This is a genomic window from uncultured Chitinophaga sp., from assembly GCF_902168175.1.
Classification (GTDB): Bacteria; Bacteroidota; Bacteroidia; order Chitinophagales; family Chitinophagaceae; genus Chitinophaga.
In genome coordinates this window covers 195,293-207,190 of record NZ_CABHOU010000059.1, presented here as the reverse complement: position 1 = coordinate 207,190, position 11,898 = coordinate 195,293, and the positions used below count along the sequence as shown (strand labels likewise).

Below are 11,898 nucleotides of genomic sequence, written 5' to 3'. Positions count from 1 at the left end.
TTTAGGCTATAGTTGCGGCTGGCAAAAAGGGCTAAGCGAATCCCTAAAAGCCTTACCTTTGCGCTGCTGATTAAATATTCGTAATGCATCAATAAACTGATTTTATGCCGGCAGAAAAAATAACGATGAGCAATGGACAGATCCAGGTACCTAATCACCCGATCGTTCCCTTTATAGAAGGTGATGGTATTGGGCCTGATATCTGGCGCGCCAGTGTGCGTGTGTTCGACACTGCAATCGAAAAGGCGTATGGAAATGGCCGTAAGATTGAATGGAAAGAAGTACTGGCGGGCGAAAAAAGCTTCCAGCAAACCGGCGAATGGTTGCCAGCAGATACGCTGCGCGATCTGAAAGAGTACCTGGTATCTATTAAAGGTCCCCTCGGTACTCCGGTAGGCGGCGGTATCCGTTCCCTGAACGTGGCCATGCGCCAGGAGCTGGACCTCTATTCCTGCGTACGTCCTATCCGCTGGTTTAACAAAGTGCCTTCTCCCGTTAAACACCCTGAAAAGGTGGATATGGTGATTTTCCGTGAAAACACTGAAGACATCTATGCCGGTATCGAATATATGTACGGTACGCCCGAAGCTGACAAACTGCTGAAATTCCTGCAGGAGGAGCTGGGTGTTAAGAAAATCCGTTTCCCTGAAACTTCTTCATTTGGTATTAAACCCGTATCCCGCCAGGGTACCGAAAGGCTGGTGCGCGCGGCTATCCAGTACGCGGTAGACCATAACAAACCATCTGTAACCATCGTTCACAAAGGCAACATCATGAAATTCACCGAGGGTGGCTTCAAGAATTGGGGCTACGAACTGGCGGTACGTGAGTTTGGCGATAAAGTATATACCTGGGAACAGTGGGAGGCTACCAAAAAAGCCAAAGGTGAAGAAGAGGCCAATAAAGAAATGAAGATTGAACTGGCGCACAAAAAGATCCTGATCAACGATGTGATCGCCGACAACTTCCTCCAGCAGATATTACTGGCGCCGCAGGATTACTCCGTGATCGCCACCCTGAACCTGAACGGTGACTATATTTCCGACGCGCTGGCAGCAGCAGTAGGTGGTATTGGTATCGCTCCGGGTGCTAACATTAACTACGCTACCGGCCATGCCGTGTTTGAAGCTACACACGGTACTGCACCGCGTTTCGCTAATACCGACACCATGAACCCTTCGTCTGTTATACTTTCTGGTGTAATGATGCTGGAATATATGGGTTGGAAAGAAGCCGCGGACATTATCGTTCATGGCCTCAGCACCGCTATCATGCGCAAGCGTGTAACCATCGACTTCTATAAACTGATGGACGATGCCACGCTGGTAAAATGTAGTGAGTTTGCCGACGAGATTATCAAACATATGTAAAAAATCCTGGTTAACCGGTTAAGCAATTAATTGGTTATGAAGGATAAATAGAAAGTTTGTATTTTAGCCAATTCGGGAACATGGTCCGCCTGCCTGCGTATCATGTTCCCGTTATGTATAAATTACCTTTATAAAAACCTGAAACTGTAAACAATGTCTCAAAAAATCAAAGTTGCAAATCCGGTGGTAGAACTGGATGGAGACGAGATGACACGCATCATCTGGAAATTTATCAAAGACAAACTGATCCTGCCTTACCTGGAGCTCGATATTAAATACTATGACCTTGGTGTTGAGTACCGCGACGAGACCAACGACCAGGTGACTATTGACGCCGCCAACGCTATTAAACAATATGGCGTAGGTATCAAATGTGCTACTATCACCCCCGATGAAGCCCGTGTAGAAGAGTTTAAACTGAAACAGATGTGGAAGAGCCCTAACGGCACTATCCGCAACATCCTGGACGGTACCGTGTTCCGCGAGCCTATCGTGATGAGCAATGTACCGCGCCTAGTTCCTAACTGGACCGCACCTATCTGTATCGGCCGTCACGCTTTTGGCGACCAGTACCGTGCAACCGATTTCGTAGTAAAAGGTAAAGGTAAACTCACCATCAAATTTGAAGGTGAAGACGGTACCGTTATCGAGCATGAAGTTTACCAGTTTAAAGGTGATGGCGTTGCCCTGTCTATGTACAACACCGACGAGTCTATCACAGGCTTCGCCCGTGCATGTTTCAACCAGGCGCTGATTAAAAAATGGCCGCTGTACCTGAGCACCAAAAACACCATCCTTAAAAAATACGATGGTCGTTTCAAAGATATCTTCGAAGACATCTACCAGAAAGAGTTCAAAGCTGAGTTCGAGAAAAACGGCCTGGTGTACGAACACCGCCTGATCGACGACATGGTGGCTTCTGCACTGAAATGGCATGGTAACTTCGTATGGGCCTGTAAAAACTACGATGGCGACGTACAGTCTGACACCGTTGCCCAGGGCTTCGGTTCACTGGGTCTGATGACTTCTACCCTGGTTACGCCCGATGGCAAAACCATGGAAGCAGAAGCAGCGCACGGTACAGTAACCCGTCACTACCGCGATCACCAGGCTGGTAAACCAACATCTACCAACCCGATTGCCTCTATCTTCGCCTGGACACGCGGCCTGGAATTCCGTGGCCGCCTGGACAACAACCAGGAGCTGATCAACTTCTGCCAGACCCTGGAGAAAGTTTGTATCGAAGTAGTAGAAAGCGGTAAAATGACTAAAGATCTGGCCGTTTGTATCCACGGTAACAAAGTAGAGCATGGCAAACACTATCTCTACACCGAGGAATTCCTGGAGGCGCTGGATGCAGCACTGAAAGCGAAACTGCAATAAGCCTGAAAATAAATGGGAAGAGCCCTGCCAACCGGCGGGGCTCTTCCCGTTTTATGAGTTTGCTTTTCTAAAAGTTCTCCTGAATCGTTTGTATAAAATCCTTCCGGCTCATGAAACCTGCGCCCAATGAGGCCAGATGTTCCGTTTCTACCTGGCAGTCGATAAGCACAATACCTTCTTCCTGGAGCTGCCGTACGTAGGTGATAAAGGCAGCTTTAGAGGCATTACTTGCTTTGGCGAACATTGATTCGCCGAAGAAACATTTACCGATCCTGATGCCATATAAGCCGCCTACCAGCTTGTTTTCCTGCCAGCATTCCACGGACACGGCATGGCCCATTTCATGTAGCTTTTCGTAAGCTTTCAGCATTTCTTTGGTAATCCAGGTGCTATCCTGGCCGGGGCGGGCTATACGGCCGCAGTTGGACATCACCGCGCTAAAGTCTTTATTAACGGTAATGTTAAAGATCCCTTTTTTAAGGACCTGTTTCATGCTGGCCGATACTTTAAGGTCGGCAGGCCTGAGTACGAAACGGGGATCGGGGCTCCACCAGAGGATGGGTTTTTCCGAATACCAGGGAAATATGCCGGAGCGATAGGCCAGCAGCAGGCGTTCGGGGCGAAGGTCGCCGCCGTAGGCCAGCAGGCCATCAGGTTCGGCCAGGTGTACCGGGGGAAATACGAGTGTTTTGTCGAGTTCGAATACCGGCATGTTACAGCGGCACGGTTTCTTCGACACTGGCGCTGATGCCTCTGTCTAAAAGGGCCAGGCACATGGGGCGGAGGTCAGTGTAGCTACCCATTTTAACGGCATATTTACCGTTGTGGTGAATGATAATGGCGCACTGTTCGGCCTGTTCTTCAGTATGGCCGCATACTTCCACCAGGGATTTGATTACCCAGTCGAAGGAGTTTACTTCATCGTTCCAAACGACGAGGCTGTAGGGAAATTCTTCATCCTCCGCTACCATTACATCTTCCAATTCCTTTATCTGTTCGCCTGTTTTTGTTTGGTGGTGCATTTTAAACCGGGTGTTTAGCTTTATTACAAAATTAAACATAATTCGCACGGTTCAAGGGGCCGTTGATAAATTTTTATCTTCCGGGAGCCTCCGGAAATTTGTAAGTTGCAGTATTGAGGTTATAAGCAGTCGATAGAAAATTAACGAGTTATGATTGGAAGTGTACTACTAATGGATTTTAAACTGCCTTTGAAGGATCCTATTCCCATTTTATCCCTGGTTTTATTCATCATTTTACTTGCGCCTATAATCCTGCGCAAGTTCCGCATACCCAGTATTATCGGCCTTATACTCGCCGGTATGGCTATTGGTGGTCATGGTTTTAACCTGATCGAGAAAGGCAGTATCGATCTGTTTGGTAAGGCTGGGTTGTTGTATATCATGTTCCTGGCTGGTTTGGAGCTGGATATGACCGAGTTCAGGAAGAACAGGCATCGTAGTCTTGTGTTTGGCGCATTTACCTTTTTTATACCCATACTGTTAGGCTACTTTGTATGTACCTACCTGCTACACTTTAACCTGATGGCCACTTTGCTGGTATCGAGCATGTTTGCTACCCATACACTGGTGGCTTATCCGCTGGCGAGCAGACTGGGAATTACCAAGAACGAGGCCGTAACGGTGGCAGTGGGAGGAACGATCATTACCGATACTGCGGTACTGCTGATACTGGCGGTGATTACCGGCGCGCAGCAGGGCAACCTCAATACCGCGTTCTGGCTGAAGTTAGGTATTTCGGTAGTGGTGTTTGCCGCTATTATATTATGGGTATTTCCGGCAATAGGGCGGTGGTTTTTCAGGAAGATAAAAGATGATAAAACCTCGCACTTCATATTTGTGCTGGCGTTGGTATTCCTGGCCGCCTTCCTGGCCGAACTGGCAGGTGTGGAAGGCATTATCGGGGCCTTCCTGGCGGGCCTGGCGTTAAATCAGCTCATCCCTCATACTTCTTCCCTGATGAACAGGATCGAGTTTGTGGGTAATGCGTTGTTCATTCCCTTCTTCCTGATCAGTGTGGGAATGATCGTAGACCTGCGGGTATTGCTGAAGGGGCAGCAGGCGCTGTTTATTGCAGGTGCCTTAACAATAATGGCCTTGTTCAGTAAATGGCTGGCAGCCTTTTTTACGCAGCTCGTGTTTAAGTATACACCGGCACAGCGTAACGTTATTTTCGGTTTGAGCAGTTCCCACGCAGCAGCAACAATTGCGGTGATACTCATTGGTTATAATATGGGGATCATTGACGAACATGTATTGAACGGTACCGTTATCCTTATCCTGATTACCTGTATGGTAGGCTCGTTCGTCACCCAAAATGCCGGGCGAAAACTGGCGATCGTAGAGTCGGAGAAGATACCTGAAATACCAACAGGTCCAGAACGTACGCTTATTCCCATTTCTAATTTCGATAAGCTGGAACCTTTACTGGATTTTTCTATGATGATGCGGAACCCGGCAGTAGCCAGTCCTATTCACCCGCTGGTCATCGTGAAAGATGACGAGGAGGCCCGGGAAAAGATATTCCTCAGTAATAAACTGATGGAGAAGGCGCTGATAAACGCTGCTGCCACGGAAAACAACATACAGATGGTAGCACGCGTGGACCTCAACGTATCCGATGGGATTTCGCGGACCGTAAAAGAGTTACTGGTCACGGACGTAGTGCTGGCCTGGAGCGATAAGAACACTACCACCGATCGCCTGTTCGGCACATTATTCGGTACCACGTCGGAAAATGTGTTGCAGGGTGTTTGGGAAACCGTGTATATCTGCCAGTTAATGCACCCGTTAAATACCGCCCGCAGGCTGGTGTTGATGTTGCCTCAAAACGCCGAATATGAGCTTGGTTTTGCCCATTACATGCAAAAGATGATGCGGCTGGCAAAGCAGGCGGGGGCGAGGTTGCAGCTTTACTGTACCGAACGCACAGGTGGAGCGGTGAACGAATTAATGCGTTTAACCAAAACGACGATGGACGTAACGTTCCATCGCTTCGATAATATGGAAGACTTCCTGGTGCTGGCCCGTAGTATTTCGCGCGACGATTTGCTGGTTATGGTAACCGCCAGGAAAGGCACTTTGTCGTACAGTGCTTACATGGAAAATCTTCCGGGAAGACTGGCGCGTCATTTCAAGGATAACAATCTTTTACTGATCTATCCCGAACAAACAGAACTGGAAAATATCGAGCCCGGTGTACAGGCGCTTGATCTCACGCTTACGCCTATACAGGAACAGATTACCAACCTTAATAAGATAGGAAAGGCAGTGAAACGTATCTTTAAAAATCCTCCTAAACCCGAAGATCAGTAGGTGGAAGGTTTTTTCCTGGTGTCGATGGATAGGGAGTTGTATTCCAGGTTGAATAACAGGAAGGCGATAAATAGTGCGTACAGCATCTGAGAACCTGCGGAATCCCAGGCTTCTTTCATGCAGGTACCGAACAACAGTATCATCATCAGTATAGCGCAACCCGCCAGCGATTGTTTGGTAAAGATGCCGATGATAAGGAAAAGACCAAGTGCAAACTCAATAAATGGTAGTACAGTGGCGAATGCGGATACAATAGGGCCGGGCAGAAAAGTACGTTCGAAATCTTTTACCATCCCGGTGCGGAAGGCGTCCAGTTTTGGGAGTCTTACAAGTCCGTGACCCAGGAAGTTAATGCCCAGCGTAATACGTGCCAGTGCAAATGCGAGATAGCGATGGTTCATATATAGTCAGGTATGTGTATAAACCGTGCTGCAAATATGTTGCCATGAGTGAAAAGGCCGGAAATAAATCAGTGTGGGGCAATAATATCAGTCCGATAATTCCTTTCTCTCCATCAGGACTTCTTACCATAATTCTTCTTATGATTGATGCAAATGTGGAGTGAGATAGTTATCAAAAGTTGTTTACCTGTTTGTAGAAACCTCAAAGCGATAACATTGGTATTTATCAATCATGTGCTGCGATGAAGCTGCTGGTTGACCAGGTATTTGGCGTTACATATAATTTAGAAGTGGGGAAGAGAAATTGTCGATGAGGCCGTGAAGAAATGTGTTTTCAGAGTGCCATAAAACAAAAAAGGTTATCATTTCTGATAACCTTTTTCTGTGGGAGTTGACGGGTTCGAACCGCCGACCCTCTGCTTGTAAGGCAGATGCTCTGAACCAGCTGAGCTAAACTCCCATACCAATTTTCTATTTTCTAAGAACAAAAACCCGATCGGGTATTTTGTGGGAGTTGACGGGTTCGAACCGCCGACCCTCTGCTTGTAAGGCAGATGCTCTGAACCAGCTGAGCTAAACTCCCTAATCTCTTTCCCTTTTTAGCAGAACACTTTTTGTTCGTTGGGATTGCAAAGGTAGAAACTTATTTTATTTCACCAAATATTTTTTAAAAATCTTCTGAAATAACCTGCTGAAAACGAAGTGCCCAATTGCCTGAAAAACGGCTCATTCCTTTAACCACAAAGGGTGGGAATGTTTCATCTCATTAGAGGAAAAATCTTACCTGATTTCCCAGTCTACAAGATTGTTCTCCCATTCGCTCCGATGCGGGGTGGTAATCTTGATATAGTTATCGGTATAACCTTCCATCATACCATCCTTATTACTGTGACGTTCAAACAATACCTTACGTGTTTGGCCAACATGCTGTGCTGTAAAGTACTGCATTTTTTTGTGGCTTAGGTTACGAAGGGCTTTGTTACGTTCGTTACGGATATTAACCGGTACTACCGGTTTTATTTCGAGGGCATGCGTATTACTTCTCTCTGAGTAAGTGAACACGTGGAAGTACGATACATCCAGGTCGTGAAGGAACTGGTAAGTGTCGTCGAAGTGCGCATCAGATTCTGCCGGGAAGCCAACGATCACGTCTACGCCAATGCAGGCATGCGGCATAAATTGTTTGATCAGTGCTACCTTTTCTGCATATAATTCACGGCGGTAACGGCGGCGCATTAAAGCCAGTACATCGTTGCTGCCGCTTTGCAGCGGAATATGGAAATGCGGCATGAACTTTTTACTGTTCGCCACAAATTCTATGATTTCATTACTCAGTAAATTGGGTTCGATGGAAGAAATGCGGTAACGCTCAATTCCTTCAACCTTGTCCAGCTCCTGTATTAACTCGTAAAAACTTTCTTCTCTCTTTTTACCACCGATAAGCCCCTTGCCAAAATCGCCGAGGTTTACGCCGGTAAGTACTATTTCCTTTACACCACTGGCAGCCAGTTCGCGTACGTTTATCAGTACATTAGCCACACTATCGCTACGGCTGATGCCGCGGGCCATGGGTATAGTGCAAAAGCTGCAATTGTAATCGCAGCCGTCCTGCACCTTCAGGAAGGTACGGGTGCGGTCGTTTACGGAGTAGGAGGAATGGAAAGTGTTAACGTCTTCTATGTCGCAGGAGCAGATTTTAGCACTGTCGCCCTTAGTAAGCTCCTTAAGATGATCTACGATATTGAACTTTTCGGCAGCGCCCAGCACCAGGTCAACCCCCTCTATACTTGCAATTTCCTGTGGTTTGAGTTGTGCATAACAACCGGTAATCACCACCAGGCTCTCCGGGGCGCGGCGTTGTATACGGCGTACCAACTGGCGGCACTCCTTGTCTGCATTGTCTGTTACCGAACAGGTATTGATCACATATACGTCGGCCTGCTCGTCAAAATCTTTTTTAACGAATCCATCGTTTTCCAGCATCCTGCCAATAGTGGAGGTTTCGGAAAAGTTAAGCTTGCAGCCCAATGTGTGAAATGCTACTGATTTAGCCCGTGTCATAAGGATGGCAAAGGTAGGAACTTTTTATGTCATGGCATGGTAAGGAAAAGGGGAAGGATCACTTCAATTTGTTTATTTTCGCATTTTGCTGTTTACTTGCACCTAACTATGCGTTTAATCCGGAATATTCTCCTTGCCATTTACAACATTCACGCCGCCATCTGGTTTATCGGCATCATGTTCCTCATACTGCCGGGTATTTTCCTGGTTTCCCTGTTCGGTAAGATCCGGGGAGGGAATATGGTGTTTTACTTCCTGCGTTTCTGGGCCCATACCTGGTTTCCGCTGGTGGGCATCTGGTTTAAACGCATCAGGTACGAGGCAGAAGATAAGGAGCCGGTTATTTATGTGGCCAACCATCTTTCTTACCTGGACGCTGCCATTGCGGTAAAGGTGATGCGTTTGCCCTTCCGTCCGCTCGGGAAGATAGAAATGGTAAAAATACCGGCCTTCGGTTTTATCTACCGCCAGTCGGTAGTACTGGTAGACCGTAAAAACGCCCGGGCCCGCGCCAATAGCGTACGCACCATGAAGGCAACCCTTAAAGAAGGCGTGTCTATGTTGGTTTTTCCTGAAGGAACGACCAATTACACCGGCCAGCCCTTACGCAGCTTTCACGACGGCGCTTTTCGTATGGCCATAGAAATGGAAACAGACATACGCCCCGTTTTATATGTAGACAGCAACCACCGGCTGCGCGCTAAAGGCCTGCTGTCGCTTACACCTGGTCAAAACAGGGTAGTGTGGCTGCCTAAAGTTTCGGTAAAAGGTCTTACTATGGCCGATTTGCCAGAACTGAAGAAAAAGGTGTACGATATGATGGACGCCGAATTAAGAAAATATCACACCTATCCCAGTTTACAACCCGCATGAAGTTTGCCGATGTCATAATACCGCTGGCCCTGCCCCGGAATTACACCTACGCAGTACCACCTGAAATGGAGGCCACTTTACAGGTGGGCAGCCGTGTGGCGGTACAGCTGGGTAAACAGAAGAAGTATGCTGGTATTGTGAAAGCCATTCACAGTCAGGCCCCCGGCGCTTACAAATGTAAGCCCATCATGGACCAGCTTGACAAAGAGCCGGTGGTGTACCCTACCCAAACGGCCTTTTGGTCGTGGCTGGCATCGTATTATATGTGTACAGAAGGCGAGGTGCTTAACGCAGCCCTGCCCGCCCACCTTAAACTTAGCAGCGAAACAGTTTTACAATATAACGAGGCGTTTGGTGATGATTACACCATGCTGTCTGACGATGAGTATATGCTGGCAGAAGCGCTCCAGATCCGTAAGGAGCTGCGTATCGCGGAAATCCAGATGATACTTGACAAGGCGGACGTGTACTCCGTCATTAAACAGTTGATAGAGAAGCGGGTATGCCTTGTGTATGAGGAGATGAAAGAAGCTTACCGGGAGAAGAAAGAGAACTACGTGCAAATGAACCCCTCGTACGCTACGGATGAGCAACTGGGCCCTCTGTTCGATGAGCTTTCCCGGGCGCCGAAACAAATGGAGTTGCTGCTTGCCTACCTGCACTTATCCAAAACCCAGGGCGATGTGCTGCAAAGCGAATTGCTGAAGAAGTCGGGCGCCAACGCGGCACAACTGAAGGGGCTGGTGGATAAAAATATCCTTTGGGTAGAGAAGCGCACCGTGGACCGTGTGCAAATGGGAAAAGCAGAGATTAAGGTGGATTTTGAACTGAGTACCGCCCAGGCGAAGGCCTTATCGGAAATATACCAGTGCTTCGACCAGAAACAGGTGACTTTACTGCATGGTGTAACTTCCAGCGGTAAAACCCAGATATATGTAAAACTGATAGAGGACTGCCTAGCCAAAGGCAAACAGGTATTGTACCTGCTGCCTGAAATAGCGCTGACGGCCCAGATTATCCGTCGCCTGCAGAAACACTTTGCCGGTAAAATCGGTATTTATCATTCCCGATTTAACAACAACGAGCGGGTAGAAATATGGAACAAAGTTAAAAGCGGCGAGATCAGCATCGTACTGGGCGCCCGTTCCAGCCTGTTACTGCCTTTTCGCGATCTCGGATTAATTATTCTTGACGAAGAGCACGATGGTTCTTTTAAACAACAGGAACCAGCTCCCCGTTACCACGCCCGTGATGCGGCAATCTATTACGCCGGATTGTTTAAGGCGAAAGTATTACTCGGATCTGCCACCCCGGCTGTTGAATCTTACTTTAATGCACAGCAGGGCAAATACGGACTGGTGTATTTAGGTGAAAGGTTCGGCGGTATAGAAATGCCCGCTATCGAAATTGTAGACATCAAGCCCGAGCTGGCGGCTAAAAAGATGAAGGGCAATATTACCGAGGCCCTGGAAACGGCCATCAGGGAAACTATCGCCAATAAAAAGCAGGTGATCCTTTTCCAGAACCGGCGTGGTTATGCGCCCTTCCTGTTATGCACCACCTGTGGATGGATACCACATTGTAAACAATGCGACGTATCGCTTACTTATCATAAACAACAGGATAAACTGCACTGCCATTATTGCGGCACGCGTTATCCTTACATATACACCTGTACTGCCTGTGGCAGCCAGACCCTATTACCCAAAAGTTTCGGCACCGAAAAGATCGAAGACGATCTGCGTGAAACCTTCCCTGATGCTAGGATTGCCCGTATGGACGTGGACAGTGTGCGTAACAAGGACAGTCATAATAAGATGATCCAGGCGCTGGAGCAGCGTACGATCGATATACTGGTAGGTACGCAGATGGTGGTAAAGGGGCTTGACTTTGAAAACGTTGATTTGGTGGGGGTGTTAAGTGCAGACAGCCTGTTAAGTTACCCCGACTTCAGGGTGAATGAACGTGCTTACCAGTTGATGGAGCAGGTGAGTGGTCGTTCGGGCCGGAAGCATGGTAAGGGCAGGGTGCTGATTCAGGCCAGCAATACCCGGCACCCGGTGTTACAATACGTGGTGGACCACAACTACCGCGCGATGTACGACGCCGAAATAGCCGAACGGCAATACTTTGGTTACCCACCGTTTGTAAGGATGCTGCGTATTACGATGCGTCATAAAAATGAACAAACCGTGGAAAGAGCCGCCCAGGTACTGGGTAATTGGCTGCAGCCGCAGCTGGGCGATAAACTGGTGGGCCCGGCAACGCCACTGGTAAGCCGTGTACGCGGCAACTACCTGCAGGAAATGATGGTCAAACTTCCCCGCGACTCGCAATCTATCATGCGCATAAAAGAGTTGCTGAAAGAATACTTTATTAAACTGCAAACAGAAAAGCAGTTCCGTTCCGTGGTTATTTTACCCGATGTAGATTATGTGTAGGTGCTTGGTGGCGGTATATACATCGCTGATACGG

Annotated in this window: 9 protein-coding genes and 2 tRNA genes; 5 read left to right on the top strand and 6 right to left on the bottom strand. The window is 47.9% G+C overall.

Annotated elements, in window-relative coordinates:
* Nucleotides 1-104: 104 nt before the first annotated feature.
* The gene (gene icd / locus QZT80_RS12985) at nt 105-1,370 is read left to right on the top strand and encodes an NADP-dependent isocitrate dehydrogenase (protein WP_295122411.1); all 1,266 of its coding nucleotides are present in this window, start codon (nt 105-107) and stop codon (nt 1,368-1,370) included.
* 153 nt (nt 1,371-1,523) lie between these two features.
* On the top strand, nt 1,524-2,753 hold the full coding sequence (locus QZT80_RS12980) for an NADP-dependent isocitrate dehydrogenase (protein WP_295122409.1): 1,230 nt from the start codon (nt 1,524-1,526) through the stop codon (nt 2,751-2,753).
* Nucleotides 2,754-2,820: 67 nt separating this feature from the next.
* Here QZT80_RS12980 and aat read toward each other — a convergent pair whose 3' ends face one another.
* Nucleotides 2,821-3,465, bottom strand: a complete 645-nt coding sequence (gene aat / locus QZT80_RS12975; protein WP_295122407.1) for a leucyl/phenylalanyl-tRNA--protein transferase — start codon at nt 3,463-3,465, stop codon at nt 2,821-2,823.
* A 1-nt stretch (nt 3,466) separates the two neighbouring features.
* Nucleotides 3,467-3,775 (bottom strand): ATP-dependent Clp protease adaptor ClpS, encoded by a 309-nt coding sequence (locus QZT80_RS12970; protein WP_295122406.1) that lies wholly within the window; start codon nt 3,773-3,775, stop codon nt 3,467-3,469.
* A 150-nt stretch (nt 3,776-3,925) separates the two neighbouring features.
* Between QZT80_RS12970 and QZT80_RS12965 the strand changes: the two genes are divergently transcribed.
* The gene (locus tag QZT80_RS12965; RefSeq protein ID WP_295122404.1) at nt 3,926-6,088 is read left to right on the top strand and encodes a cation:proton antiporter; all 2,163 of its coding nucleotides are present in this window, start codon (nt 3,926-3,928) and stop codon (nt 6,086-6,088) included.
* On the opposite strand, the gene QZT80_RS12960 is transcribed toward QZT80_RS12965, so the two are convergent.
* The 4 genes from QZT80_RS12960 to mtaB all read right to left on the bottom strand — a co-directional run bounded on the left by QZT80_RS12960 (nt 6,082) and on the right by mtaB (nt 8,550).
* The gene (locus QZT80_RS12960) at nt 6,082-6,489 is read right to left on the bottom strand and encodes a DoxX family protein (protein WP_295122402.1); all 408 of its coding nucleotides are present in this window, start codon (nt 6,487-6,489) and stop codon (nt 6,082-6,084) included. The genes QZT80_RS12965 and QZT80_RS12960 overlap by 7 nt on opposite strands.
* Nucleotides 6,490-6,874: 385 nt before the next feature.
* A tRNA-Val gene (locus QZT80_RS12955) sits at nt 6,875-6,949 on the bottom strand.
* A gap of 48 nt (nt 6,950-6,997) precedes the next feature.
* Nucleotides 6,998-7,072, bottom strand: a tRNA-Val gene (locus QZT80_RS12950).
* A gap of 197 nt (nt 7,073-7,269) precedes the next feature.
* The gene (gene mtaB / locus QZT80_RS12945; RefSeq protein WP_295122400.1) at nt 7,270-8,550 is read right to left on the bottom strand and encodes a tRNA (N(6)-L-threonylcarbamoyladenosine(37)-C(2))-methylthiotransferase MtaB; all 1,281 of its coding nucleotides are present in this window, start codon (nt 8,548-8,550) and stop codon (nt 7,270-7,272) included.
* 108 nt (nt 8,551-8,658) lie between these two features.
* On the opposite strand from mtaB, the gene QZT80_RS12940 reads away from it, so the two are divergent.
* Nucleotides 8,659-9,423: a 1-acyl-sn-glycerol-3-phosphate acyltransferase gene (locus QZT80_RS12940; protein ID WP_295122398.1), complete on the top strand. Its 765-nt coding sequence runs from the start codon at nt 8,659-8,661 to the stop codon at nt 9,421-9,423.
* Nucleotides 9,420-11,864: a primosomal protein N' gene (priA, locus tag QZT80_RS12935; RefSeq protein WP_295122396.1), complete on the top strand. Its 2,445-nt coding sequence runs from the start codon at nt 9,420-9,422 to the stop codon at nt 11,862-11,864. The genes QZT80_RS12940 and priA overlap by 4 nt, the downstream gene beginning before the upstream one ends.
* Nucleotides 11,865-11,898 lie beyond the last annotated feature (34 nt).

Bases quoted from the DNA above. Each gene is read 5' to 3' on its own strand.
- icd (WP_295122411.1), top strand. From the start codon at position 105: ATGCCGGCAGAAAAAATAACGATGAGCAATGGACAGATCCAGGTACCT.
- QZT80_RS12980 (WP_295122409.1), top strand. From the start codon at position 1,524: ATGTCTCAAAAAATCAAAGTTGCAAATCCGGTGGTAGAACTGGATGGA.
- aat (WP_295122407.1), bottom strand. From the start codon at position 3,465: ATGCCGGTATTCGAACTCGACAAAACACTCGTATTTCCCCCGGTACAC.
- QZT80_RS12970 (WP_295122406.1), bottom strand. From the start codon at position 3,775: ATGCACCACCAAACAAAAACAGGCGAACAGATAAAGGAATTGGAAGAT.
- QZT80_RS12965 (WP_295122404.1), top strand. From the start codon at position 3,926: ATGATTGGAAGTGTACTACTAATGGATTTTAAACTGCCTTTGAAGGAT.
- QZT80_RS12960 (WP_295122402.1), bottom strand. From the start codon at position 6,489: ATGAACCATCGCTATCTCGCATTTGCACTGGCACGTATTACGCTGGGC.
- mtaB (WP_295122400.1), bottom strand. From the start codon at position 8,550: ATGACACGGGCTAAATCAGTAGCATTTCACACATTGGGCTGCAAGCTT.
- QZT80_RS12940 (WP_295122398.1), top strand. From the start codon at position 8,659: ATGCGTTTAATCCGGAATATTCTCCTTGCCATTTACAACATTCACGCC.
- priA (WP_295122396.1), top strand. From the start codon at position 9,420: ATGAAGTTTGCCGATGTCATAATACCGCTGGCCCTGCCCCGGAATTAC.